The following is a 24,507-nucleotide window of genomic DNA, read 5'->3' on the forward strand; positions in this document are numbered from 1 at the left end:
CTTCCCGCCTGCCGGTCATTCGGCGGGGGCGGTGACGGGGTTGGCCGCCGGCTTGCGGTCCAGCAGCAGCACCAGCAGGATGGACATGATGGGCAGCGCCGCCATGAACAGCAGGCCGTAGTAGTCGCCGCCCGTGCGGTCCTTGATGATGCCGAAGACCTGCGGCCCGAAATAGCCGCCGAGGTTGCCCACCGAGTTGATCCAGGCGATGCCGGCCGCCGCCGCCACGCCGCTGAGCATGGCGGTGGGCAGCGACCAGAAGATCGGCAGCGCCGCGAAGATGCCGTAGGAGGCGAGCGCGAGGCCCAGCAGCTTGGCCACCAGCCCGTCGTTGCTGGCCGCGATCAGCAGCCCCGCGGTGGCGCAGGCGGCGGCGAAGATGGTGGTCCACTTCCGCTCCCGCACCTTGTCCGAGAAGATGCCCCACAGCACCATGGTCACGGCGCCGACCGCGTAGGGAAAGGCGTTCAGGAAGCCGAGCTGCACGTTGGACACGTTGCCCAGCGCCTTGATGATCTGCGGCTGGAAGAAGCCCAGCGTGTAGAGCGGCGAAACGAGGCCGAGATACACCAGCCCGTAGCCGATGACGCGCGGGTTCAGCAGCGTCTGCCACCACTTGAAGCTGACGACTGCCTCGCGCTCGCGGTGCTCGCGCTCCAGCGTGGTGGACAGCCAGGACTTTTCCTCCGCCGTCAGCCAGTTCGCCTCGGCCGGGCGGTCGGTCAGGTACCACAGCACGCCGCCGGTCATCAGCAGCGCGGGGATCGCCTCGACGATGAACATCCATTGCCAGCCGTGCAGGCCCCAGATGCCGTCCATGTTCAGCAGGTAGCCCGACACCGGCGAGCCGAGCGCGGAGGAGAAGGGGATGGCGAACATGAACCAGCCCACCACGCGGCCGCGATAGGCGGCGGGGAACCACAGCGTCAGGTAGAAGATGACGCCGGGAAAGAAGCCGGCTTCCGCCGCGCCCAGCAGCACGCGCACGACGTTGAAGCTGGTTTCCCCCACCACGAAGGCCTGGGCGCCGGACAGCAGGCCCCAGGTGATCATGATGCGGGCGATCCAGACGCGCGCGCCGAAGCGGTTCAGCGCCAGGTTGCTCGGCACCTCGAACACGAAATAGGCGAGAAAGAAGATGCCGGCGGCGGTGCCGAAGGCGGTGGCGGACAGCCCGAGGTCGGCGCGCATGGCCGGCCCCGCGAAGCCCACGTTCACGCGGTCGAGGTAGGAGATGAAGTAGCAGACGATCAGGAACGGCAGCAGCCGCCACATGACCTTGCGCATGGTGCTGCGCTCGATCTCGCTGACCGGTTGGGTGGGGGCGGCCGCTCCGCCTGTCGCTGCGACCATGTCGCGCATCCTCCGCAGTGTATCGACCGGTTTGGTCCGGCTTGCGAGAGGTTGTGCAACAGAATGGGACGCCGGTCGATGGTTCCTGTCGCGCATTTAAGGAGCGGCGCAACAAACGATCGGCCGGGGGTACGGGTGGCCCCGGCCGTCCGTCAGCTCAGATGCAGCGGCCGCCGTCCACTTCCATGGCGACGCCGGTAATCATGGAGGCTTCGTCCGAGCACAGGAAGCAGGCGGCGTTGCCCATGTCCTCGGGCGTCGAGAAGCGGCCGAGCGGGATGGTGGACAGGAACTTGGCGCGGATCTCGGCGGTGTCCTGGCCCATGAAGGTGGCCAGCAGCGGCGTTTCGCCCGCCACGGGGTTCAGCGCGTTGACCCGCACGCCGAAGGGGGCGAGCTCCACCGCCATGGAGCGCGTGGCGGTGATCACCCAGCCTTTGGACGCGTTGTACCACGTCAGGTTGGGCCGCGGGCTGACGCCGGCGGTGGAGGCGATGTTGAGGATCGCACCCGACTTCTGCTCTTTGAACACCGGCACCATCTCGCGTGCCGCCAAGTAGATGGCTTTGACGTTGATGCCCATGATGGCATCGAACTTGGCCTCGTCCAGCGTGTCCAGCGGCTGCGGGGTGTGGCCGATGCCGGCGTTGTTGACCAGCACGTCCAGCCGCCCGAAGCCGTCCATCGCGCCCGCCAGCATGGCCTTGGCACCCTCGGCGGTGGAAACGTCGGCCGTCACGGCGCGGGCGGCGGCGCCGATGCTCTCGGCCACGCGCTGCGCCGCCGCCGCGTCGCGGTCCGCGACCACAACCCTGGCACCCTCGGCCACGAACTTGCGGACGATGCCCTCGCCGAAGCCAGAGCCGCCGCCGGTGACGATCGCGACCTTGCCTTGCAGTCTCATGCGTTTCTCTTCCCTGTGCGATGTTGTGGCTGTGGCTTTCGGGAGGGGCGCTGCCCCTCCCGAACCCTCCCCGCCAAGGGCCTGAGGCCCCTGGACCCCCATTCTTTCAGAAGGGGGTGCAGGGGATTCCATCCCCTGCCGGGGGAGCCTGAGGGGGCAGCGCCCCCTCAGAACTCAACCGTGCCGGATGGCGATGGTCTTGAGCGAGGCGAAGCCGTACAGCGCCTCGAACCCCTTTTCGCGCCCGTGGCCGGAGCGCTTGACGCCGCCGAAGGGCAGCTCCACGCCGCCGCCCGCGCCGTAGTTGTTGACGAACACCTGCCCGGTCTCGATGCCGCGCGCCATGCGCATCGCCCGGCTGCCGTCGGCGGTCCAGACGCCGGCCACCAGCCCGTAGTCGGTGCCGTTGGCGATGCTGAGCGCCTCGGCCTCGTCCTCGAAGGGGATGACCACCTGCACGGGGCCGAAGATCTCTTCCTGGGCCAGGCGGCTGGAGCCCTGGGCGCCGCTGACCAGGGTGGGGGGCACGTAGTAGCCGCCCGAGGGCGCGTCCTCGCCGATGCGGCCCTGGGCGGCGACGGTCAGGCCGTCCTGCCGCGCGCTGTCGATGTAGCCCTGCACGATCTCCAGCTGCCGGCCGGACACCAGCGGGCCCATGTCCTGGTCCGACATGGCGGTGCCGACGCGCAGCGCCGAGTAGCGCTCGGCCATCGCCTTCAGCACGCGGTCATGCACGCCTTTCTGCACCAGGATGCGTGACGCGGCGGAGCAGGTCTGGCCGGCGTTCTGGATGCCGGCATTGACCAGGAAGGGCAGGGCGGCGTCGAGGTCGGCGTCGTCGAACACCACCTGCGGCGACTTGCCGCCGAGCTCCAGCGTGACGGGCACGGCGTTCCTGGCCGCCGCCGCCTGCACCAGACCGCCCACCAGCACCGAGCCGGTGAAGGAGATGTGGTTGATGCCGGGGTGGGCGGACAGCGCCGCGCCCGCTTCCTCGCCAGTGCCGGACACGATGTTGATGGCGCCCGCCGGGAAGCCCGCTTCCTCGGCGATGCGGGCATAGGCCAGCGCGGTCAGGCAGGCTTCCTCGGCCGGCTTGATCACCACGGCGTTGCCCATGGCGAGCGAGGCGGTGACGGAACGGCCGATGATCTGCATCGGGTAGTTCCAGGGCACGATGTGCCCGGTCACGCCCACCGGCTCGTAGATCGACAGCACGGTGTAGCCGTCGAGATAGGGGATGCTGTCGCCGTGCACCTTGTCGGCGGCGCCGCCATAGAATTCCAGGTAGCGGGCCAGCGCCACGGCATCGGCGCGGGCCTGCTTCAAGGGCTTGCCGACGTCCAGCGCCTCCATCCGCGCCAGCTCCTCGACGCGCTCCAGCACCAGCCGGCCCATGGTGGACAGCAGGCGCCCGCGCTCCGTGGCGGTCAGCTTGCCCCAGGCGCCGCGCCGGGCCTCCTTCGCGGCGGCCACGGCGGCGTCGATGTCCTCGGCGCCGCTGCGGGCGATCTCGGCCAGGCGCTGGCCGTCCGAGGGGTTGAGCAGCGGCATGGTTTCGCGCCCGGCGGCGGCGCGCCAGCTGCCGCCGATCAGGTTCTGCCGCGTGTCGAACGATGCGCCGTCCATGCCGTGTCCTTCCTCGCCTGGGGGCCGCCTCTCGCGGCGGCTTCGCGCGGCAGGCGTATCGCCTTCCGGGCGCCCGATCCAGACCGGAGGCCGCAGAAAGCCCTAGCCGCCGTGCGGGCGGCGGCCGGGGGGCGTGCCGGCGGTGAAGGCGGCTTCCGTCATGGTGGGCAGGTCGAAGCGGTCGCGCGTGGTGGCGTAGCCGTGGCCGCCCATGCGGCCCAGCGCGTCCAGCACCGTCGGGTCCACGTGCAGCCGCTCGTCCACCGCGTCGGCGCGGATATGGGCGTGCACCACCTCGCCCAGGATGATCTCGCGCGACGAGCCGATCTCCAGAAAGGAATGCAGCCGGCATTCCAGCGCGGCCGGCGCCTGCGCGATGCGCGGGCAGGAGATCGCCGTGCCCGGCACGGTGGCGAGGCCGGCCAGCGCCACCTCGTCCACCCCCTCGCCGAACGGCACGGCAGTGACGTTCATGGCTTCGGCCAGGGCGTCCGACACGATGTTGACGGTGAAGAACCCGGTGGCGCGGATGTTGCGCCCCGTGTCCTTGGGCGCGCCGTCCGCCTTGACCTCCACCCCCAGCGCCACGATGGCGGGGTCGGCGGACAGGCAGTTGAAGAAGCTGAAGGGCCCGGCGTTGACGCGGCCTTCGGCATCCACCGTGGTCACCCAGGCGATGGGGCGCGGCACCACCGTGCCGATCAGGATCTTGTAGCGGTCGCGCGGCGAAAGCCGGGAAAAGTCGAAGCCGGTGTGCATCATGCGGGAAGCGCCTTGGCCGGGGTCGCGGAAGCCAGGGGTGTACCGTGTTGGCGCTTGTCGGGCGAGCCGGGGGGGCGAGCGGGGCGGGTTGCCATTGGCCCATGATGCGGCAAGCTGGCGGCTTCCGTTGCCAAAGGCGCCCGCGATGACCCAGGACCTGTTGCTCAAGAACGTGCGCCCCATGGCCGGCGCCGCCACGGACATGCTGCTGCGCGGCGGCCGCATCGCGCGCATCGCCCCGGGGCAGGAGGCAGCGGGCGCGCTGGTGGAGGATGGCGGCGGCGCGCTGGTGATCCCCGGGCTGGTGGAAGCGCACACCCACCTGGACAAGACGCTGTGGGGCATGGGCTGGGTGCCCAACAGCGCCGGCCCCCGGCTGATCGACAAGATCGACAACGAGCGGCGGCTGAAGCACGAGCTGGGCATCGACCCGGCGCGGCAGTCGGCGCGGCAGGTGGTGCAGTCGCTGCGCATGGGCACCACGCAGATCCGCACGCATGTGGACGTGGACGTGGCGGTGGGCGTGGCGGGCATCGCGGGGGTGATGGAAACCCGCGCGCGCTTCGCCGACAGCATGGACATCGAGGTGGTCGCCTTTCCGCAATCCGGCATCCTGGCCCATGCCGGCACGGTGGAGCTGCTGGAGGAGGCCATGCGCATGGGCAGCGACGTGGTGGGCGGGCTGGACCCCTGCGGCATCGACCGCGACCCCAAGGGGCACCTGGACGTGGTGTTCGGGCTGGCGGAGCGCTTCGGCAAGCCGGTGGACATCCACTTGCACGAGCTGGGGCTGCTGGGCGCCTTCAGCATGGAGCTGATCTTCGAGCGCATCCGCGCGCTGGGCATGCAGGGGCGGGTGACGGTCAGCCACGCCTTCTGCCTGGGCGACCCGGACGCCGCCATGGTGGGCGCGCTGCTGGACGAGATCGCGGCGCTGGATGTCGCCATCATGACCACCGGCCCGGCCAGCCGCCCGGCGCCGCCGGTGGCCAGGCTGTTGGCCATGGGCATCCGCACCTGCGCGGGCTCGGACGGCATCCGCGACACCTGGCAGCCCTACGGCACCGCGGACATGCTGGAGCGCGCCATGCTGGTGGGCCTGCGCAACAACTTCCGCCGCGACGACGAGCTGAGCATGGCGCTGGCGGTGTGCACCACCGGCGGCGCCGCCACCATGCGCACCGAGGGCTACGGGCTGGAGGAGGGCTGCACCGCCGACCTGGTGCTGGTGCCGGGCGAAACGCTGGCGGAAGCCATCGTCAGCCGGCCGGAACGGGCGCTGGTGGTCAAGCGCGGCCGGGTGGTGGCGCGCGCCGGCCACGCGCTGGTGCAGGCGCCGTAGCGGCGGCGGCGGGCGGTGGTGGACCTCGGCGGGGGCTTCCTGCAAGCTGGCCGCCGAGCGCCGCCGCGCCCAACGGAGCGGCGCCAGGAGAAACGCCGATGAGCCAAAGCAAATCCGCCCCGCGCTTCCGGGGCGTCTTTCCCGTGGTGCCGACCATCTTCGACGAGCGCGGCGCCCTGGACCTGGAAGGGCAGAAGCGCGCGGTCGACTTCATGATCGACGCGGGCTCGGACGGGCTGTGCATCCTGGCCAACTTCTCCGAGCAGTTCGTGTTGAGTGACGAGGAGCGCGAGCGGCTGACCCCGCTGATCCTGGACCACGTGGCCGGCCGGGTGCCGGTGATCGTCACCACCACGCATTTCAGCACGCAGGTCTGCGCCGAACGGTCGCGCCGCGCGCAGGATGCCGGCGCCGCCATGGTGATGGTGATGCCGCCCTACCACGGCGCCACCATCCGCCTGCCGGAAGCCGGCATCTTCGAGTTCTTCCAGGGCGTGTCGGACGCGATCGACATCCCGATCATGATCCAGGACGCGCCGGTCAGCGGCACCGTGCTGTCCGCGCCCTTGCTGGCGCGCATGGCGCGCGAGATCGCGCAGGTCAGCTACTTCAAGATCGAGGTGCCCTTCGCCGCCGGCAAGCTGCGCGAGCTGCTGGCCCTGGGCGGCGAGGCCATCGAGGGCCCGTGGGACGGCGAGGAGGCCATCACCCTGATGGCGGACCTGGAAGCCGGCGCCACGGGCGCGATGACCGGCGGCGGCTTTCCCGACGGAATCCAGCAGATCATGCGCCCCTGGGCGGCGGGGGACCGGGAAGCGGCGGCCGCCGCCTATCAGCGCTGGCTGCCGCTGATCAACTACGAGAACCGGCAATGCGGCCTGTTGGCGGCCAAGGCGCTGATGCGCGAAGGTGGCGTGATCCGCTGTGACGCCCCCCGCGCGCCCCTGCGCCCCCTGCACCCGGACACCCGCGCCGGGCTGCTGGCGGTGGCGCGGCGCGCGGACCCGCTGGTCCTGCGCTGGGGGCGCTAGGCCGCCAGGATCGCTTCCACCACGCGCTGCACCTCCAGCGCCTCGCGCAGCGTGGCGAGCCCGTGCGGCTCGCCCCGCGTCATGGCCGCCAGCTTGTCCATCTGCGCGCGCAGCGTGATGGGGCGCATGCGGTCGTTGGGCACGGCGTCCGGCGCGGTGGCCCAGCGGCCGTCATCGGCGCGGCGCTCGGCCAGCGACCAGTTGCGCAGGCGGATGGCGCCGTGCCCGCCTTCCAGCACCCAGCTGTTTTCCTCGTCCGCCGCAATGGCTCCGACGCTGCCGGACAGCGTCACCGGCAGGCCGCCGGCGGTGAGCGTCGCCTCGATGCGCGTTTCCGCACCATCGCCTTCCGGATAGGTGACGGCGGCCGATTGCAGCAGCAGCGGGCCGAGCTGGCGGCGGGCCAGGAACAGGAAGTGCGACACCACCTCCCGCGTGAAGCCGCCTTCGGCGCGCCGCGCCAGCCAGCCGGCGGCTTCATGCTGCCAGCCGCGCGGCCAGCGGCCGAAATGCGTGCCGATCGCCAGCGACCGGGTCGCGCCGATGCCGTCCCGCCAGGCGGCGATCTGTGCCACGGCGGGCGAGGACGCCATGGGGAAGTTGACCGCCGCCCGCGCGCCGGCGGCTTCCGCCTCGGCCACAAAGGCTTCCGCGTCCGTCAGGTCGGTGGCCAGGGGCTTTTCCAGGAACACCGCGCGGCCCGCGGCCAGCGCCTGGCGCGCCAGCGGCAGGTGCGCGGCCGGCGGCGCGGCAATGTAGAGCACGTCGCACTGTTCGATCACGCTGCCGGCGTCGGGCGCCATGCGCTGCGCCGGGTCGGCGGCGGCGAGGCGTGCCGCGGCGGCGGGCGAGGGGTCCCACACGCCGGACAGCCGGAATTCCGGATGCGGCAGCGCCTGGGTCAGCAGGCGCTCCCCCATGATGCCGAAGCCGATGATGCCGAGCGCCAGTGCCGCCATGGGGAAAGCCTTTCCGTGATGCGGCGGCAAGGTAGGGCGCGGCGGGGGCCGTGTCAGGCCTACACCTCGGTGCGGCGCAGCAGATAGTCCAGCCCGCCGACGCGGAACCAGCGGTAGCCGAAGGGCTCCAGCAGGATGTGGTGGCGGCCCTTCTTGTCCGGGCGGCTGTGGTCGTCGGACAGCAGATTGACCAAAAGGCTGTCATGCGAGCCGGACGCGCCGGGGTCGATCTCCACTTCCCGCGCCTCGGGCCCGAAGTTGTGCAGAAACAGCGCGGAGTTCTCCAGCCAGTCGTAGCGCATGGCCAGCACGCTGGGCGCGCCGGTGTCGACGATCTCGAAGTCGCCCCAGCCGATCTCGGGCACTTCCTTGCGCATGCGGATCACGCGCTCGGTCCAGTTCAGCAGCGATTCCGGCTCGCGCCGCTGGCGGGCGACGTTGACGTGCTCGAAGCCATAGGCGCCGCCGGTGATGACGGGCTTGTGCGGGCGCGGGTTCTTGCTGAAGCCGCCATGCGGCTCGTCCGACCATTGCATGGGCGTGCGGGCGCATTCGCGTTCCGGCAGGCTGAGGTCGTCGCCCATGCCGATCTCGTCGCCGTAGCGCAGCACGGGCGTGCCGGGCAGGGTCATCATCAGGGAATAAGCCAGTTCCAGCCGCCGGCGGTCGCCTTGCAGCATGGGCGCCAGGCGGCGGCGGATGCCGCGGTCGTAGAGCTGCATGTTCTTGTCCGGCCCGAAGGCGGCGAACACCGCCTGCCGCTGCTTGACCGTCAGCCGCCCCAGGTCCAGCTCGTCGTGGTTGCGCAGGAACAGGCCCCATTGCCCGGTGGCCGGGCGCGGCTTGGTGGCCTTCAAGGCCTTGCTGAGCGGGCGGGTGTCGCTGCTGGCCAGGGCGTAGAACAGGTTCTGGTTGACTTGGAAGTTGAACATCATGTGCATGCGGTCGCCGTCGGCGCCGAAATAGTCCATGTCCGTGTCGGGCAGCACGTTGGCCTCGGCCAGGATCACGGCATCGCCCTTGCGCCATTGCAGGAACTCGCGAAAGGTCCGCAGCATGGCGAACTGCTCGTTCGGCTTGCGCACCTTGGCGCCCTTGGTGGCGATCACGAAGGGCACCGCGTCCATGCGGAAGCCGGACACGCCGAGCTGCAGCCAGAAGCCCATGATCTTCAGGATCTCGGCCTGCACCAGCGGGTTGGCGGTGTTGAGATCGGGCTGGAACTCGTAGAAGCGGTGGAAATAGTACTGCTTGGCCAGCGCATCACGCGTCCAGGTGCTTTTCTGCACGCCGGGAAAGACGATGCCCTCGTTGGCGTTGGGCGGCTTGCGGTCGGACCAGACGTACCAGTCGCGATACTTGGAGTCCTTGCTGCGCCGCGCGTCCTGGAACCATTCGTGCTGGTCGGAGGTGTGGTTCACCACCAGGTCGATGATCACGCGGATGCCGCGCTGCTTGCAGCCGTGGGTGAATTCCACGAAGTCGCCCAGCGTGCCGTAGCGCGGGTCGACGCCGTAGTAGTCGCTGATGTCGTAGCCGTTGTCCCGCTGCGGGGAGGGCTGGAAAGGCATCAGCCAGATGGTGGTGGCGCCGAGGCCCTGGATGTAGTCCAGCCGCCGCGTCAGCCCCTCGAAGTCGCCGACGCCGTCGCCATTGGCGTCCATGTAGTCGCTGACCGACAGGCAGTAGACGATGGCGTTCTTGTACCAAAGGTCCTTGATCATCCGTGGCCTTCCTGCCTGCCGCGAAGGCGGCCTGATCGCAGGCCGTCACGCGGCGCGCCCGCTGCATTCCGCCGGGTCGCGCGATGGGATGCGACCCCGGGCCGGCGAAGCATCCCCGCCACCCGGAACCAACCTTCCACCGCGCCACGCCGCCCGGCGTGGCCTGACCGCGCCGAGGCCGACAGGTTTGGGTGATCTCCCGGGCCCGGTCAATGCCACGGCCGGCGGAGGCCAGAATTCCACCATGGGTGGAATCGACGCACACACGCAGCTTGTGATGAGACCGGCACGGTGGACGGGGCCTAGCCTCGGCTGGTGCGGCGCTTCATGGGTAGCGTCGCTCGCCGTGGCCTGTTGGGGGAACGGCAGGCCACCGCCGCCCGGCGGGAGGGGGGTTCCACTCCGCCGGGCGGTCGCAGCCGTGCCGTTTGGCTGATGCGGCCGATGGGCGACAGGTCGTTGCGGAAGGCCAGGCCTGCCGCCGCAGGCCAGGGCGGCTCAGTTGGCGGCGTCGTTGCCCAGGTAGCGCAGCCGGGTGCGGGTCCACCATTCGCTTCGCAGCGTGTCCAGCAGGGTCACGTCCAGCGCCACGCGCATCGGGTGGTCCTGCGGCAGCGCGATGGCGTAGTTCTGGCTGTCCAGCGTGATGGGCAGCACTTCCAGTTCCGGGAAGTCCTGCTGGATGGTCCAGGCCAGCAGCGGGCGGTCGTACACGAAGGCATCGATCCGCCCGGCCTTCAGGGCGCGCAAACCCTGTGCTGGCAAGCCGTAGCTTTCAAAGCCCACGGTCTGCGCGTTGAGAAAGTCCACGGTGGAGGAGCCGCTCACGGCACCCACCCGGATGGAGCGCAGGTCGCCGACGTTGCGCACCACGCCCTGCAGCCGCTGCGTGGTCAGGGCCGAGGTGATGCCGGCGATGAACACGGCGATGGTCACCACCGACGCGACCATCCAGATCACCGCGAGGATCCGGCCCGGCAAGGTGCGCGGGCCGTCCTGCGCGGCACCCGCCTGCGTCATGGCGACGGCCGACCACCAGGCGCCGGCGATAAAGCCGCGCAGCGGCGGGCCGCCGTAAGCCTCGTGGTGCTTGCGTTCGAACAGCCAGATCAGCGTGCCGACCAGCAGGGCGATGCCGAGCAGCGTGAGCACGCCTTGCAGAAAGCCGAATGACAGAAAGGTGCGCAGCACCGGAAGCCAGGCCGTCGCCCCGCCGCGGCCGACCGCGACGCCCAGCCCGGTCGCGAAGAAGGGCTGGGTGAAGTCCATCACCTGCCGCCGCGCCGCCGTGACGGTCAGCGCCGCCGCGGCCGCGTCCACCTGCCCGGTGGTCACGGCGTCCAGCAGCGCCTGAACCGTGTCGCGTTCCTCGAAGCGGTAGCGCACGCCCAGCCGCTCGGCCAGGTGGCGCCACAGGTCGATGCTGATGCCTTCCCAGGCTCCTTCGGCGTTTTTCATGGAGAAGGGCGGCGCGACCCGCGTGCCGATCACCAGTTCACGCTGGGTCAGGTCGGCTGGCAGGGACACCTGGGCGATGGCCGGCGCCAGCCCGCACAGCCAGCCCAGCAACGCCAGAAGCGCCCATGCCTTGCGCATCGGGCAGGCCTCAGACCGGCCGGCGGCGAAGTTCGTCCCGGATTTCCGCCAGCAACACTTCCGAGGCCGTCGGCATCACCGTCTTGGCCTTCTCGGCATCTGCCCGCAGGTTGACCCGCGTCAAGGCCCGCACCACCCAGAACACCGCGAAGGCGACGATCAGGAACTTGATGCAGGCGTTGATGAACAACCCGATTCCCAGGGCGACGGCGCCGGAAGCGCGGGTGGCCTCGAAGGTCGCGAGCCGCTCGCCCTTCACCACCACGAAGATGTTGGAGAAATCCACGCCGCCGATCAGCAGGCCGATGATGGGGTTGAAGATGTCCTCCACCAGCGACGACACGATCGCGGTGAAGGCGGCGCCGATGATGATGCCCACGGCAAGGTCGATGACGTTGCCACGGGTGATGAACATCTTGAACTGCTGCACCCAATCCGGGGTCCAACCGCGCTTCGCTTCAGACATCGTACTGACCTTGCAATTGTTCTTCACAGGCTATGCATGGATCGGAGCATGGCTAGTCCTGAATCCGGATGCTTCCCGCCGGATCACGGGATTTTGAGTCGCAGCGGCGTCGCGATGCTGGGTGTCATGGTCCGGTCATTTGCTGTCGGCGCCGGCCACCGCGCGTCACGGACGCATCGCGGCGCCGAGTCCTGTGGGCTCGGCATTGAAGGATCTGTTTGGCGCGGCGGCATCCATCGCCGCCGCGCCACGTTGCCCCTGCAACCAGATTGCAAAGGGCATGCGATGCTGATCTCGACCCGTCTGCACGGCATGATCGACTACGCGGTGGCGCTGACGTTGGGCGGGCTTGCCGCCTGTCCCGCCGTGCCCGGGCGAATCCGCGGGCTGCTGGGCGCCGCCGGCGCCTTGCATGCTGGCTACGCCGTGGCCACGGACTACGAGGGCGGGGCCAGGCCCGTGATCAGCATGCCGCAGCACCTGGCGCTGGACACGCTGGGCGGCGCGGCGCTGATCGGCGCCGGGGTGCTGATGCGGCGGCAATCCACCGCCGCCCGTGCCGGGCTGGTGGCAGCCGGGCTGCTGGAGCTCGCGGTGGTGTCCGCCAGCTCCAGCCGTCCGCGCGGCGGGCCGGGCACGGGCTTCGGCGCCGTGGGGCGCCTGCTGGACCCGGAGGCGCGCTGGGCCACCCGCGCCAGCTACCCGCCGCTGGACGTGCCCAAGCCGGTGGCGCAGGACGTGTTCATCGTGGACAGCCAGATGTCCGGCGCCATGGGCTCCGTGCTGCCGGTGCGCATGACGGTGCTGCGACTGCCCGATGGCGGGCTGCTGCTGCATTCGCCCACCCGCTACAGCATCGCGCTGAAGCGCGCGCTGGAGGCCATCGGGCCGGTGCGCCATCTGGTGGCGCCCAACCTGGCGCACTGGGTGTTCCTGAAGGACTGGCAGGCGGCCTGCCCGGACGCGACCACCTGGGCGGCGCCGGGGCTGCGCGGCCGCAAGCAGGTGCGCGATGCCGGCCTCCGCCTGGATGGGGAGCTGGGCGGCACGGAGCCGGCCGCCTGGGGCGGCACGGTGGAGCTGGTGATGGTGCCGGGCGGCCTGGGCTTTCACGAATGCGCGCTGTTCCATCACCCCAGCCGCACCCTGTTGCTGACCGACCTCGTGATGAACCTGGAAGCCCGCAAGGTGCCGGCCCTGCTGCGGCCCGTGCTGCGCGCCTTCGGCATGACCGACGGCATGCCGCCGCCCTATCTGCGCGCGGTGGTGAAGCTGCGGCGGGGCGAGGCGTCACGCGCCGCGCGGCACCTGGTGTCGCTGCGCCCGGACCGCGTGGTCTTCGCGCATGGGCAGTGGTTCGAGCGGAACGCCACCGGTGCCCTGCGCCGGGCGCTGCGCTGGCTCCTGCCGTAGCGGCCAACCGGCGGGCCGCCGCCGCGTTGCTGCAGCGTCATGACAGGAGGGATGGGGTGCATGGAAAGTCTGGCATGGTGGCAGCGGGGCATCGTCTACCAGGTCTATCCACGCTCCTTCCAGGACAGCAACGGCGATGGGGTGGGCGACCTGCGGGGCATCGCCGCCCGGCTGGACCATCTGTCGGCGCTGGGCGTGCAGGCCTTGTGGCTGTCGCCGATCCAGCCCTCGCCCATGGCGGATTTCGGCTACGACGTTTCCGACTACCGCGGCATCGACCCGCTGTTCGGCACGCTGGATGACTTCGACCACCTGTTGCAGCACGCGCATGCGCGCGGGCTGAAGCTGATCCTGGACTTCGTGCCCAACCACAGCTCCGACCGGCACCCCTGGTTCCTGGACAGCTGCTCGGGGCGCCACAGCGCCAAGCGGGACTGGTACATCTGGCGCGACCCGGCGCCGGGCGGCGGCGTGCCCAACAACTGGCTGAGCCACTTCGGCGGCAGTGCCTGGGAATGGGACGAGGCGAGCGGCCAGTATTACCTGCATTCCTTTCTCAAGGAGCAGCCGGACCTCAACTGGCGTAATCCCGAACTCCGCAGCGCCATGCTGGATGTCCTGCGCTTCTGGCTGGACCGCGGGGTGGACGGCTTCCGGGTGGACGTGATCTGGCTGATGATCAAGGATGACCGCTTCCGAGACAATCCGGAGAACCCGGGCTGGCGCCCCGGCATGTCCTCGCACGACCGGCTGCTGGACCTCTACACCGGCGACCTGCCGGAGGTGCACGACATCATCGCGGAGATGCGCCGCGTGGTGGACGGCTACGGCGACCGGCTGTTGATCGGCGAGATCTATCTCCCGGTGGAAAAGCTGGTCACCTATTACGGGCGCGACGGCGGCGGCGCGCACCTGCCGTTCAACTTCCAGCTCATCCGCGCGCCCTGGACCGCCAGCGAGGTGGCGCGCATCATCCGCGACTACGAGGCCGCGCTGCCGGCCGGCGCCTGGCCCAACTGGGTGCTGGGCAACCACGACCAGCCGCGCATCGCGTCCCGCGTCGGCGCCGCGCAGGCGCGCGTGGCGGCCATGCTGCTGCTGACGCTGCGCGGCACGCCCACGCTGTACTATGGCGACGAGATCGGCATGACGGACGTGCCCATTCCGCCCGAGCTGGTGCAGGACCCGGCCGAAAAGAACCAGCCCGGCATCGGCATGGGCCGCGACCCGCAGCGCACGCCCATGCGCTGGGACGAGACGCCGGGGCGCGGCTTTTCCCAGGCGAAGCCCTGGCTGCCGATGGGGCAGGGCGGGCCTTCCGTCGCCGCGCAGCACAACGACCCGTCCGGCATGCTGGCGTTGCACCAGAGCCTGATCGCGCTGCGGCAAGGCAATGCCGCCCTGTTCGGCGGTGCGATCGAGGCGGTGGAGGTGCATGGCGACGTGCTGGCCTTTCGCCGGACCAGCGGCGCGGAGCGGGTGCAGGTGCTGCTGAACATGGGCGAGGCGCAAAGCGTGTCCGTGGCGGCGGGCCGGGTGCTCCTGTCCACGTTGCCGGACGCACCGGACCGCGTGGCCGCCGGGCCGCTGCCGCTGCGCGCGGCGGAAGGGCTTATCCTGCGGCTGGACTGACCGCCGCGCCGCCTGTCCAGACCCCGCGCACCGCCAGGGCATCGTCCAGCAACACGATGTCGGCGCGCGCGCCGGGGCGGAGGTGGCCGTGGCTTTCCAGCCCCAGCAGCCGGGCGGGCAACAGGCTGGCCATGCGCAGCGCCTGTTCCAGCGGCAGCCCGGCCTGCCGCACCATCACCCGCACGGCCCCGGCCAGCGACAGGTCGGCGCCGGCCAGCGTGCCATCCGCCAGCGTCAGCCGCCCGCCGCGCCGCGTCACGGCGCGGCCGCCAAGCGTGAAATGATCGCCCGCCACGCCCAGGGTGGGCATGGCGTCGCTGACCAGGAACAGCCCGTCGCCCTTCAGCCGCGCGGCCAGGGCCAGCATGGCGGGGTGCACGTGAAAGCCGTCGGCGATGATGCCGCAATGCAGCCCCGGCCGTTCCAGCGCGGTGCCGACCATGCCGGGCTCGCGGCTGCCCAGCGGGCTCATGGCGTTGAACAGGTGGGTGACGAGGCGCGCGCCGGCGGCCTCGGCGGCCAGCACCGTCTCGCGCCCGGCGTCGCTGTGGCCGAGCGACACCAGCACGCCGGCGGCGGCCAGGGCGGTGATCTGCGCGGGCGTCGCGGCTTCCGGCGCCACGGTCACCAGCAGGCGCGGCAGGCCGGTGCCGCACAGCGCCGCGAGGTCCGCCGCCCCCATGGGACGGATCAGCGCCGGGTCGTGCGCGCCCTTGCGGCGGGGGTCGAGGTGCGGGCCTTCCAGGTGCAGGCCCAGGCAGCCGGGCAGGGCGCAGGCCCGCACCGCCGCGATGGCGCGGCGCGTGAGGTCCGGCGTATCCGTGATCAGCGTGGGCAGCAGGGCGGTTGTGCCCTGCTCGGCGTGCGCCGCGACGATGGTGGCGATGCCATCCGGCGTCGGCGTTTCGTTGAACAGCACGCCGCCGCCGCCATTGACCTGCAGGTCCACGAAGCCCGGTGCCAGCAGGCCGCCTTCCAGCCGCGAAACCTCGGCGCCTGCGGGCAGCGCCGCTTCCGGCAGCAGCGCCGCCACGCGGCCGCCCTCCAGCAGCAGCGCGTGGCCGTGATGCGTGGCGTGGCCATCGAAGATGGCGGCGCCGAGCAGCGCGCGCATCATGCCGCGTGGGCCGCCAGCATCGCCGCGCCCAGCAGGCCGGCGGTGTCGGGAAAGGAGGAAGGGCGCAGCAGCGGTTCGGCGGTGCGGCGCAGGATGCGCGCGCGCACCGCCGCGTCCAGCGCCGCGATCAGGTCCGGCGCGTTGCTCAGCCCGCCGCCCACCGGCACCACGGAAGCGCCACACAGGTTCACCGCCATGGCCAGCGGCCCGCTCAGCATTTCCACCCAGGCGGCCACGCTGCGCCCGGCCGCCGCGTCGCCATCGCGCCAGCCCTGCACGATGGCGGGACTGCTCAGCGCGGCGCCGCCCAGCGCGGCGTGCAGCCGCTCCAGCCCGCGCGCGCTGCCGAAGCTGTCGGCGCAGCCCCGCTGGCCACAGCCGCAGGGGAAGCGCGGCACCGCGGTGCCGTCGGCCAGCTGCGACATGGCGACGGGCCCATGCCCCCATTCGCCGCCCACGCCGCCCGCGCCGCGCACCAGCCGCCCGTCCGCCACCAGACCGCCGCCGACCCCGCTGCCGAGGATGATGCCGAACACCACGCGGTGCCCCTGGCCGGCGCCGCGCGTGGCCTCCGCGAAGGCGAAGCAGTCGGCATCGTTGTCGATGCGCACAGGCCGGTTCAGCGCCGCCGCGAGCTGCGCCGCCAGCGGGCGGCCGTTCAGGCAGGGGATGTTGGCGCATTGCGCGGTGCCGCTGTCCGGGTCCACCGTGCCGGCCAGGGACAGCGCCAGCGGCACCCCGGGGGCGTCGTCCGCGAAGCGGCGCAGCGCGAGCACGAAGGCGTCCCGGTCACGGGCCGGGGTCGGCACCCGGCCGGCCGGACGGAGCGTGCCGTCCGCTTGCAGGATGCCGAATTTCAGGAACGATCCGCCGATATCGGCACACAACATCCGCAACGCGTCTCCCGGTCCGGCACCAGCTTACCGCCCCGGCGGGGGCACGCCAAACGGGCTGCCGCTTGACACCCGGGGAGCGCCTGCGCAGGGTCGGATGGCACCAACGCCAAGCCCCGCCAGAGGGCGCCCCTGGAGGAGAGTCCTATGCTGCGCCGTCATTTCCTGGGCGGGGTTTCCCTCGCCGCCATTGCGCCGCTGGCCATGCCGCGGCTGGCCCGCGCGCAGAACGCCGCAACGCTGCGCTTCGTGCCCTTTGTGGACCTGTCGCTGCTCGACCCCGTGGCCACCACCGCGACGCCCACGCGCAACCATGCCTTCCTGGTGTTCGATACGCTGTACGGCCTGGACGCCGATTTCCAGCCGCAGCCGCAGATGGTGCAGGGCCATGTGGTGGAGGACGACGGCAAGCTGTGGAAGCTGACGCTGCGCGACGGGCTGAAGTTCCACGACGGCAGCGCCGTGACGGCCAGGGACTGCGTGGCCAGCATCCGCCGCTGGGCCGCGCGGGATTCCTTTGGCCAGGCGCTCACCGCCGCGACCGACGAGATGGATGCGCCGGACGACAAGACCATCCGCTTTCGCCTGAAGAAGCCGTTCCCGCTGTTGCCGGCGGCGCTGGCCAAGGCCTCGCCCAGCATGTGCGCCATCATGCCGGAACGGCTGGCCAGCACGGACCCGTCCAAGCAGGTGACGGAGATCGTGGGCTCCGGCCCGTTCCGGTGGCTGCCGGACCAGCAGCTCGCCGGGGCCCGCGCGGCCTATGCGCGGTTCGAAGGCTACGTGCCGCGCGCCGATGGCACGGTGGGTGGCACCGCCGGCCCCAAGGTGGCGCATTTCGAGCGCGTGGAATGGACCACCATGCCGGATGTCTCCGCCGCCGCATCCGCGCTGCGGGCGGGCGAGGTGGACTGGTGGGAAACGCCGTCGCCCGACCTCGTGTCCCTGTTGAAGCGCGACCGCAACCTGCGGGTGGAGGTCAAGGACCGGCAGGGGCTGACGCCCATCCTGCGCTTCAACTGCATCCAGCCGCCGTTCGACAACGTGGCGCTGCGGCGCGCGGTGCTGGGGGCGGTGGACCAGTCGGAGTTCATGCAGTCCTACAGCAGCGACCCCGAGACGTGGCACGTCAAGCTCGGCATGTTCTGCCCCGGCACGCCCATGGCCAACGACGCAGGCTTCGACAAGTTGTTCGGCAAGACCGACATCGCGCGCGCCAAGGCGGCGGTCGTGGCCAGCGGCTACAAGGGCGAGAAGGTGGCGTTCCTGCTGCCGATGGACCATCCCGTCAGCGCACCGTTGGGGCAGCTCGGCATCGACCTGTTCCAGCGCATCGGCCTGAACGTCGATGTGCAGGCCATGGACACGGGCACGCTGTTCCAGCGCCGCAACTCGCGCGAGCCGGTGGAGAAGGGCGGCTGGAGCGTGTTCCCTTCCATGGTGTCCGGCCTCAACATCCTGGACCCGGCGGTGACCAGCGTGGCGCGTGCCAATGGGCTGCAGGGCTGGTACGGCTGGCCCACCAGCCCGCGCGCCGAGCAATTGCGCGACGCTTGGATGGAGGAGCGCGACCCCGCGCAGCAAAAGGCGCTGGCGGTGCAGATGCAGCAGCAGGCGTGGGAGGATGCCACCTTCCTGCCCACCGGGCAGATCTTCCAGCCCATGGCCTGGCGCCGCGGCATCGACGGCGTGCTCGATGGCTTCGTGAAATTCTGGAACGTACGGCGGACCTGATGCAACAAGTGAAACTCGGCTTCATCGGCTATGGCGAGATCGGCAGCACCCTGGGCGCCGAGCTGCGCGGCGCGGGGCTGGCGGAGGTGGCCAGCTTCGACAACGGCGCCTTTGACGGCCCTTACGCTGCGCTGATCCAGGGCCGCGCCGGGGCGGCGGGGGTGGCGCTGCTGCGCTCGCCGGCCGAGCTGGCGGAGCGTTGCGACATCCTGGTGGGGGTGACGCCCGGATCGGCCTCTGTTTCCAGCGCCGAGGCCATCGCGCCGCATCTCACCGCGCGGCACCTGTTCATCGACATCGCTTCCGCCACGCCCAAGGTGAAGCAGGCCGTGGCGGCGGCGCTGGCCGGCAGCGGCGCGCTGGTGGCGGACGGCTCCATCGTCGGCACGCCGAAGGACGGGCTGGCATTGCCCATCCTGGCCAGCGGCCCGGCGGCGGAAGCGGTGCGGGACGCGCTGGTGCCCTGGGGCATGAAGATCGATCCCGTGGGGCCGGAGCTCGGCACCGCCTCGGCCATCAAGATCCTGCGTTCCGTGCTGATCAAGGGCATCGAGGCGCTGCTGGACGAGATGCTGCTGGGCGCCCGCCGCTACGGGCTGGACGATGCCGTGCTGGCCTCGGCCTCCAAGACCCTGGCGCGGCCGTTTCCCGAGCTGGCGGCGGGGCTGCTGACCACCGGCGTGATCCATGCCAAGCGCCGCGCCGAGGAAGCCGGCATGGCGGCCGAGGCACTGGCCGACGTGGGCATCGAGCCGATGATGACGCGCGCCACCGAGGCCCGGCTGCAATGGGTGGAGGCCCTGGCGTTGAAGGAGCATTTCGGCGGCCGGGTGCCGGACAGCTGGCAGGATGCCCTGGCGGCGATCGAGGCGCGCATGCCGCCGGCCGGCGGCGGCGGTCAGTAGGCCGACCAGCCCGCCAGCGTGCCCGTGGGGGCCTGGGCGGACACCAGCCCGCCGCCCTCGAACGCCCGGTCCGAGGGATCGGGCGCCGCCGCGAAGGTGGCCCCGCCGCCGCCGCCCCAGGGGCCGAGGTTGGGCGAGATGCGCGCCACGTAGTTTTCCGTCTCGTCGGGCAGGATCTTGGCGCCGGACAGGTACAGCGCCACGCGGTCCGGCCCGGCGTTGTAGGCGGCCAGGAAATTTGGCGAGCCGAAGCGGTCGAACATCTGCTTCAGGTAGGCGGTGCCGGCCAGGATGTTGTCGCGCGGCTCGTAGGGGTCGTTGCCGAGGCCGAGGCCCGGGCGCAGCCGGTCCCAGGTGGCGGGCATGATCTGCATCAGCCCCATGGCCCCGGCGGGGGAGGTGATCAGCGAGCCGTCCGCCAGCACCAGCCGGCCGCCGGATTCCTGCTGCATCACCGCGCGCACCCAGTTTTCCGGAAAGCCGACGCGCTGCGCCGCCTCGCGGATATAGGGGCCCCAGGGGTCGCCCGGCGGGCCGGGCACGGGGTAGGTGACGGCGGCCTCGGCCCGGTAGGCGGTGGCCTCGGCGCGCGACACGGCGGGGCTGTAGCCGTAGTCGCCCAGGCCGTCGTAGCCGCGCCGGCCGTCCCAGGCGACCGTCGGCAGCGGCGGCGGGCCGCAGGCCGCCAGCACGGTTGGCAGCAGCAAGGGCAGCAGAAGGCGCAGCCGCATGGTCGGTCCCCCCGGATCGATGTCGCGCAGCGGTGATAGCGGGTCCGGCGCGCCGCGTCAGCGCCGGGGCGCGGAAACGTGCTTTTCCCTGGCCTGCCGCAGGTTTTTGCGGCTTTGCTGGCGGGGGGAGGGTCGCTGAATGGCTGGAATCGGTATCCACCACGTCACCGCCATCGCCGGCAAGGCGCGCGGCAACCGCGCCTTTTATGCCGGGGTGCTGGGGCTGCGGCTGATCAAGCGCACGGTCAACTTCGACGATCCCGGCGCCTTTCATCTGTATTACGGCGACGCCGAAGCCAGCCCCGGCTCGGTGATCACCTTCTTTCCGTGGGAACACGCGGCGCCCGGGCAACTGGGCACCGGCGAGGTGCAGGAGATCGCGCTGCGCGCGCCGCCGGCGGCCATGGGCTTCTGGCAGAGCCGGCTGGCCCCGCATGGCGCGGTGGAGCACACCCGCTTCGGCGAAACGGTGCTGCGGCTGCGCGACCCGGACGGGCTGCGCCTGGCGGTGGTGCCGTGCCCCGGCGTGGAGCGGGAGCCCGCTTGGCAGGCGGAGGGCATCCCGCCCGCCTTTGCCCTGCGCGGGCTGCACGGGGTTTCGCTGCTGCTGGCCGATGCCGCGCCCACCGCCGCCATCCTGTCCGACGTGCTGGGCTTCGCCACGCTGGGCCGCGAGGGCGACACCGTGCGCATGCGGGCGGTGGGCGCGCGGGACAGCCAGGTGGTGGACATCGAGGTGTCCGGGCAGGCGAGGGCGGGGCGGCTCGGCCGTGGCTCCGTGCATCACCTGGCGTTTCGCGCGCTGGACGACACGGGGCAGGCCGCCGTGGCGGCGCGGCTCGCGGAATGGCACGGCATCCAGGCCAGCCCGCAGCGGGACCGCGCTTATTTCCGCTCCATCTACTTCCGCGAGCCGGGCAACGTGCTGTTCGAGGTCGCCACCGACACGCCCGGCTTCACGGTCGACGAGCCGTTGGCGGCGCTGGGTCAGGCGCTGCAACTGCCCCCCTTCCTGGAGGACCAGCGGGACGCGATCCTGCAACGGCTGCCGCCGCTGGACTAAGCCGGGCGTCTTCAAGCTGTCATCGTCGCGTCATCGGGCTGTCGTGCCACGGGGCTAAGTGCCGCGCATCGCAAGCGGGGGACGCTCGGGCGTGACGCAACGGCGCAACGTACTTCTGATCGTGGTGGACCAGTGGCGGGCGGACTTCGTGCCGGTCCTCGGCGCGGGCTTCCTGAAGACGCCCAACCTGGACCGGCTGTGCCGGGAAGGCGTGACCTTCCGCAACCACGTGACCACCGCGGTGCCCTGCGGCCCGGCGCGCGCCAGCCTGCTGACCGGGCTGTACCTGATGAACCACCGGGCGGTGCAGAACACCGTGCCGCTGGACGCGCGCCACATGAACCTTGGCAAGGCGCTGCGCGGCATCGGCTACGACCCGGCGCTGATCGGCTACACCACCACCACGCCCGACCCGCGCGAAACGACGCCGGAGGACTTCCGCTTCACGCTGCTGGGCGACCTGATGGACGGGTTCCGCAGCGTCGGCGCCTTTGAGCCCAGCATGGACGGCTATTTCGGCTGGCTGGCGCAGAAGGGCTTCGCGCTGCCCGAGAAGCGCGAGGACATCTGGCTGCCGGAAGGCGAGGACGCCGTACCCGGCGCCACCGACCGCCCCAGCCGCATCCCGGCGCATCTGTCGGACACCGCCTATTTCACCGAGCGTGCGCTGACCTACCTGAAGGGCAAGGGCGAGAAGCCCTGGTTCCTGCATCTCGGCTACTACCGCCCGCATCCGCCCTTTATCGCCTCCGCGCCCTACAACAGCATGTACCGGCCGGAGGACATGCCCGCCGTGGTCCGTGGCCGCAGCTGGCAGGAGGAGGCGGCGCAGCACCCGCTGCACGGCTTCTACCTGAACGGCATCAGCCAGGGTTCGTTCTTCCACGGCGCCGGCGGCGCGGCCTCGGAACTCGACCCCGCGACCATCGCGCAGATGCGCGCGACCTATGCCGGCATGATCTCCGAGGTCGACGACGCGCTGGGCGAGGTCTTCGCGCATCTCGATGCCACGGACCAGTGGAAGGACACGCTGGTGATCTTCACCAGCGACCACGGCGAGCAGCTGGGCGACCACTACCTGCTGGGCAAGATCGGTTATCACGACGAGAGCTTCCGCATCCCGCTGGTGGTCAAGGACCCCGACGCCCCGGCCGCCGCCGGGCGCATCGAGGACTGCTTCACCGAAAGCGTGGACGTGCTGCCGACCATCCTGGACTGGCTGGGCGGCAGCATCCCACGCGCCGCGGACGGCCGCTCCGTCCTGCCGGTGGTGCGCGACGGCGTGCCGGAGGATTGGCGCGACCACCTGTTCTACGAATACGACTTCCGCGACGTGCATTACTCCAAGCCCGAGGGTGCGCTGGGCCTGCACATGGACGACAGCTCGCTTTGCGTCGTGCAGGACGCGAAATGGAAGTACGTGCACTTCGCGGCGCTGCCGCCGCTGCTGTTCGACCTGGAGCAGGACCCGGCGCAGCTCCGCAACCTGGCCGATGATCCCGCGCATGCCGCCGTCGTCGCCGCCTGCGCGCAGCGCGCGCTGTCGCACCGCATGAAGCATGCCGAGCGCACGCTGACCCATTTCCGCTCCACGCCCCAGGGGCTCGAGGAACGCCAGCCATGATCAACCTGTCCCGCCGCGCCCTGCTGGGCGCGGGCGCCGGCGCCGCCCTGCTGCCGCGCTTCGCCATCGCGCAAGCCGACAACCGGCCGACCATCAGCATCGCCGTGCAGAAGATCAGCAACTCCAACACGCTGGAAGTGCTGCGCGAGCAGTCCAACGTAGGCGAGCGGATCTTCTTTTCCTCGCTGTGGGAAGGCCTGATCGGCCGCGCCTGGCTGGACGAGCTGAAGGAAGTGCCGCTGCTGGCCACCGAATGGCGGCGCATCAGCGACAGCGTGATCGAGCTGAAGCTGCGCCCCGGCGTGAAGTTCCACAACGGCGACGAGATGACGGCCGAGGACGTGGCCTTCTCCTTCGGCTCGTCGCGCATGTTCGGCGACACGCCGGCCACCGCCCAGGGCCGCACCATTCCGGTGCGCGGCGACGCCATCCCGACCCGCGCGGGGCGCGAGCTGCCGGCCGAGATCCCGGCCGTGGCGCGCCGCTCCTGGCCGGCGCTGGAGCGGGTGGAGGTGGTGGACCAGTACACGGTCCGTTTCCACAACGCGACGCCGGACGTGACGCTGGAAGGCCGCCTCGCGCGCTATGGCAGCGAGATCATGAGCCGCCGCGCCTATACCGAGGCGCCGACCTGGTTCGACTGGGCGCGCAAGCCGGTGACCACCGGCCCCTACAAGGTGGTGGAGTTCCGCCCGGACCAGATGCTGGTGCTGGACGCGCATGACGAGTACTGGGGCGGCCGCCCGCCCATCAAGCGCATCCGCTTTCTGGAGGTGCCGGAGGTCTCGGCCCGCATCAACGCGCTCCGCTCGGGCGAGGTGCAGTTCGCCTGCGACATCCCGCCCGACCAGATCCCGGGCATCGAAAGCAACGCGGCCTACGAGGTGCAGGGCGGCACCATCCTGAACCACCGCCTCAGCATCTTCGACAAGAACTTCCCGGCGCTGGCCGATGCGCGCGTGCGCCGCGCCTTCACCCACGCGATCGACCGCCAGATGATCGTGGACAGCCTGTGGAGCGGCCGCACCGTGGTGCCCAAGGGCCTGCAGTGGGACTACTACGGCGACATGTTCGTCAGCGACTGGTCGGTGCCGAAATACGACCCGGCCGAGGCGAAGCGCCTGCTCAAGGAAGCCGGCTACAAGGGCGACCCGATCCCCTACCGCCTGCTGAACAACTACTACACCAACCAGACGCCCACGGCGCAGGTGCTGGTGGAGATGTGGAACCAGGTGGGCCTCAACGTCCAGATCGAGATGAAGGAGAACTGGACGCAGATCCTGGAGCGCAGCCCGGGCCGCGCGGTGCGCGACTGGTCCAACTCCGCGCCGTTCAACGACCCCGTCTCCTCGCTGGTGGCGCAGCACGGGCCGAACGGCCAGCAGCAGCAGGTCGGCGAATACAGCAACGACGAGCTGAACCGGCTGTGCACCGAGCTGGAAACCAGCACCGACCGCCCGCGCCGCAAGCAGGTGTTCCGCCGGCTGCTGGAGATCGCGGAGCGCGAGGACCCGGCCTACACGGTGCTGCACCAGAACGCGACCTTCACCGCCAAGCGCCGCGACATCCGCTGGCGGGCGGCGCCGGCCTTTGCCATGGACTTCCGCAGCGGCAACTGGGGCGGCTGAG

20 protein-coding genes are annotated in these 24,507 nt (G+C 71.0%); 9 read left to right on the forward strand and 11 right to left on the reverse strand.

From position 1 onward, the window contains the following. Positions 1–15: 15 nt before the first annotated feature. From IAI59_RS09150 to IAI59_RS09165, 4 genes are all read right to left on the reverse strand, one after another. Positions 16–1,353: an MFS transporter gene (locus tag IAI59_RS09150; protein WP_237180560.1), complete on the reverse strand. Its 1,338-nt coding sequence runs from the start codon at positions 1,351–1,353 to the stop codon at positions 16–18. Positions 1,354–1,510: 157 nt separating this feature from the next. Further along, on the reverse strand, positions 1,511–2,257 hold the full coding sequence (locus IAI59_RS09155) for a glucose 1-dehydrogenase (RefSeq protein WP_207416234.1): 747 nt from the start codon (positions 2,255–2,257) through the stop codon (positions 1,511–1,513). Between the two features lie 174 nt (positions 2,258–2,431). Then, entirely contained in the window at positions 2,432–3,886 is a 1,455-nt protein-coding gene (locus IAI59_RS09160) for an aldehyde dehydrogenase family protein (RefSeq protein WP_207416235.1), read from the reverse strand. 102 nt (positions 3,887–3,988) lie between these two features. After that, positions 3,989–4,648 carry a flavin reductase family protein gene (locus tag IAI59_RS09165; RefSeq protein ID WP_207416236.1) on the reverse strand — a complete coding sequence of 220 codons (660 nt, stop codon included), beginning with the start codon at positions 4,646–4,648 and terminating at the stop codon, positions 3,989–3,991. A gap of 145 nt (positions 4,649–4,793) precedes the next feature. Between IAI59_RS09165 and IAI59_RS09170 the strand changes: the two genes are divergently transcribed. After that, on the forward strand, positions 4,794–5,990 hold the full coding sequence (locus IAI59_RS09170) for an amidohydrolase family protein (protein ID WP_207416237.1): 1,197 nt from the start codon (positions 4,794–4,796) through the stop codon (positions 5,988–5,990). A 98-nt stretch (positions 5,991–6,088) separates the two neighbouring features. Continuing rightward, positions 6,089–7,021, forward strand: a complete 933-nt coding sequence (locus tag IAI59_RS09175; protein ID WP_207416238.1) for a dihydrodipicolinate synthase family protein — start codon at positions 6,089–6,091, stop codon at positions 7,019–7,021. Here IAI59_RS09175 and IAI59_RS09180 read toward each other — a convergent pair. From IAI59_RS09180 to mscL, 4 genes are all read right to left on the reverse strand, one after another. After that, positions 7,018–7,980 (reverse strand): Gfo/Idh/MocA family protein, encoded by a 963-nt coding sequence (locus IAI59_RS09180; RefSeq protein ID WP_207416239.1) that lies wholly within the window; start codon positions 7,978–7,980, stop codon positions 7,018–7,020. The two genes, IAI59_RS09175 and IAI59_RS09180, sit on opposite strands and share 4 nt — an antisense overlap. 59 nt (positions 7,981–8,039) lie before the next feature. Continuing rightward, entirely contained in the window at positions 8,040–9,704 is a 1,665-nt protein-coding gene (locus IAI59_RS09185) for an alpha-amylase family protein (protein WP_207416240.1), read from the reverse strand. 498 nt (positions 9,705–10,202) lie between these two features. After that, positions 10,203–11,300 carry a substrate-binding periplasmic protein gene (locus IAI59_RS09190; RefSeq protein ID WP_207416241.1) on the reverse strand — a complete coding sequence of 366 codons (1,098 nt, stop codon included), beginning with the start codon at positions 11,298–11,300 and terminating at the stop codon, positions 10,203–10,205. A 10-nt stretch (positions 11,301–11,310) separates the two neighbouring features. Next, on the reverse strand, positions 11,311–11,766 hold the full coding sequence (gene mscL / locus IAI59_RS09195) for a large-conductance mechanosensitive channel protein MscL (RefSeq protein WP_207416242.1): 456 nt from the start codon (positions 11,764–11,766) through the stop codon (positions 11,311–11,313). Positions 11,767–12,051: 285 nt separating this feature from the next. Between mscL and IAI59_RS09200 the strand changes: the two genes are divergently transcribed. Then, positions 12,052–13,179 (forward strand): DUF4336 domain-containing protein, encoded by a 1,128-nt coding sequence (locus IAI59_RS09200; RefSeq protein WP_207416243.1) that lies wholly within the window; start codon positions 12,052–12,054, stop codon positions 13,177–13,179. Between the two features lie 60 nt (positions 13,180–13,239). Next, the gene (locus IAI59_RS09205) at positions 13,240–14,811 is read left to right on the forward strand and encodes an alpha-amylase family glycosyl hydrolase (protein ID WP_207416244.1); all 1,572 of its coding nucleotides are present in this window, start codon (positions 13,240–13,242) and stop codon (positions 14,809–14,811) included. Here IAI59_RS09205 and nagA read toward each other — a convergent pair. Both nagA and IAI59_RS09215 read right to left on the reverse strand, forming a co-directional pair. Continuing rightward, complete coding sequence (gene nagA / locus IAI59_RS09210) at positions 14,792–15,928, reverse strand: N-acetylglucosamine-6-phosphate deacetylase (RefSeq protein ID WP_207416245.1); 1,137 nt, start codon at positions 15,926–15,928, stop codon at positions 14,792–14,794. The genes IAI59_RS09205 and nagA overlap by 20 nt on opposite strands. After that, positions 15,925–16,818: an ROK family protein gene (locus tag IAI59_RS09215; protein ID WP_207416246.1), complete on the reverse strand. Its 894-nt coding sequence runs from the start codon at positions 16,816–16,818 to the stop codon at positions 15,925–15,927. The genes nagA and IAI59_RS09215 overlap by 4 nt, the downstream gene beginning before the upstream one ends. A 150-nt stretch (positions 16,819–16,968) precedes the next feature. On the opposite strand from IAI59_RS09215, the gene IAI59_RS09220 reads away from it, so the two are divergent. Both IAI59_RS09220 and IAI59_RS09225 read left to right on the forward strand, forming a co-directional pair. Continuing rightward, positions 16,969–18,555, forward strand: a complete 1,587-nt coding sequence (locus tag IAI59_RS09220) for an ABC transporter substrate-binding protein (RefSeq protein WP_207416247.1) — start codon at positions 16,969–16,971, stop codon at positions 18,553–18,555. Further along, positions 18,555–19,460 carry an NAD(P)-dependent oxidoreductase gene (locus IAI59_RS09225; RefSeq protein ID WP_207416248.1) on the forward strand — a complete coding sequence of 302 codons (906 nt, stop codon included), beginning with the start codon at positions 18,555–18,557 and terminating at the stop codon, positions 19,458–19,460. Before IAI59_RS09220 ends, IAI59_RS09225 begins: the two co-directional genes overlap by 1 nt. Here IAI59_RS09225 and IAI59_RS23455 read toward each other — a convergent pair. Beyond that, the gene (locus IAI59_RS23455; RefSeq protein ID WP_207416249.1) at positions 19,454–20,191 is read right to left on the reverse strand and encodes a lytic transglycosylase domain-containing protein; all 738 of its coding nucleotides are present in this window, start codon (positions 20,189–20,191) and stop codon (positions 19,454–19,456) included. The genes IAI59_RS09225 and IAI59_RS23455 overlap by 7 nt on opposite strands. A 139-nt stretch (positions 20,192–20,330) precedes the next feature. Here IAI59_RS23455 and IAI59_RS09235 point away from each other — a divergent pair, with 139 nt between their 5' ends. From IAI59_RS09235 to IAI59_RS09245, 3 genes are all read left to right on the forward strand, one after another. Further along, a complete protein-coding gene (locus IAI59_RS09235) occupies positions 20,331–21,254 on the forward strand; it encodes a ring-cleaving dioxygenase (protein ID WP_207416250.1) in 924 nt (307 codons plus the stop codon). A 91-nt stretch (positions 21,255–21,345) separates the two neighbouring features. Beyond that, positions 21,346–22,878: a phosphoric/sulfuric ester hydrolase PehA gene (gene pehA, locus IAI59_RS09240; RefSeq protein ID WP_207416251.1), complete on the forward strand. Its 1,533-nt coding sequence runs from the start codon at positions 21,346–21,348 to the stop codon at positions 22,876–22,878. Then, positions 22,875–24,506, forward strand: a complete 1,632-nt coding sequence (locus tag IAI59_RS09245; protein WP_207416252.1) for an ABC transporter substrate-binding protein — start codon at positions 22,875–22,877, stop codon at positions 24,504–24,506. Before pehA ends, IAI59_RS09245 begins: the two co-directional genes overlap by 4 nt. The last annotated feature ends 1 nt before the right edge of the window (position 24,507 follow it).

The sequence above is a fragment of the Roseomonas haemaphysalidis genome (assembly GCF_017355405.1).
Lineage (GTDB): Bacteria > Pseudomonadota > Alphaproteobacteria > Acetobacterales > Acetobacteraceae > Pseudoroseomonas > Pseudoroseomonas haemaphysalidis.

Coding starts and splice junctions, on each gene's coding strand:
- IAI59_RS09150 (WP_237180560.1), bottom strand. CDS start 1,353: ATGGTCGCAGCGACAGGCGGAGCGGCCGCCCCCACCCAACCGGTCAGC.
- IAI59_RS09155 (WP_207416234.1), bottom strand. CDS start 2,257: ATGAGACTGCAAGGCAAGGTCGCGATCGTCACCGGCGGCGGCTCTGGC.
- IAI59_RS09160 (WP_207416235.1), bottom strand. CDS start 3,886: ATGGACGGCGCATCGTTCGACACGCGGCAGAACCTGATCGGCGGCAGC.
- IAI59_RS09165 (WP_207416236.1), bottom strand. CDS start 4,648: ATGATGCACACCGGCTTCGACTTTTCCCGGCTTTCGCCGCGCGACCGC.
- IAI59_RS09170 (WP_207416237.1), top strand. CDS start 4,794: ATGACCCAGGACCTGTTGCTCAAGAACGTGCGCCCCATGGCCGGCGCC.
- IAI59_RS09175 (WP_207416238.1), top strand. CDS start 6,089: ATGAGCCAAAGCAAATCCGCCCCGCGCTTCCGGGGCGTCTTTCCCGTG.
- IAI59_RS09180 (WP_207416239.1), bottom strand. CDS start 7,980: ATGGCGGCACTGGCGCTCGGCATCATCGGCTTCGGCATCATGGGGGAG.
- IAI59_RS09185 (WP_207416240.1), bottom strand. CDS start 9,704: ATGATCAAGGACCTTTGGTACAAGAACGCCATCGTCTACTGCCTGTCG.
- IAI59_RS09190 (WP_207416241.1), bottom strand. CDS start 11,300: ATGCGCAAGGCATGGGCGCTTCTGGCGTTGCTGGGCTGGCTGTGCGGG.
- mscL (WP_207416242.1), bottom strand. CDS start 11,766: ATGTCTGAAGCGAAGCGCGGTTGGACCCCGGATTGGGTGCAGCAGTTC.
- IAI59_RS09200 (WP_207416243.1), top strand. CDS start 12,052: ATGCTGATCTCGACCCGTCTGCACGGCATGATCGACTACGCGGTGGCG.
- IAI59_RS09205 (WP_207416244.1), top strand. CDS start 13,240: ATGGAAAGTCTGGCATGGTGGCAGCGGGGCATCGTCTACCAGGTCTAT.
- nagA (WP_207416245.1), bottom strand. CDS start 15,928: ATGATGCGCGCGCTGCTCGGCGCCGCCATCTTCGATGGCCACGCCACG.
- IAI59_RS09215 (WP_207416246.1), bottom strand. CDS start 16,818: ATGTTGTGTGCCGATATCGGCGGATCGTTCCTGAAATTCGGCATCCTG.
- IAI59_RS09220 (WP_207416247.1), top strand. CDS start 16,969: ATGCTGCGCCGTCATTTCCTGGGCGGGGTTTCCCTCGCCGCCATTGCG.
- IAI59_RS09225 (WP_207416248.1), top strand. CDS start 18,555: ATGCAACAAGTGAAACTCGGCTTCATCGGCTATGGCGAGATCGGCAGC.
- IAI59_RS23455 (WP_207416249.1), bottom strand. CDS start 20,191: ATGCGGCTGCGCCTTCTGCTGCCCTTGCTGCTGCCAACCGTGCTGGCG.
- IAI59_RS09235 (WP_207416250.1), top strand. CDS start 20,331: ATGGCTGGAATCGGTATCCACCACGTCACCGCCATCGCCGGCAAGGCG.
- IAI59_RS09245 (WP_207416252.1), top strand. CDS start 22,875: ATGATCAACCTGTCCCGCCGCGCCCTGCTGGGCGCGGGCGCCGGCGCC.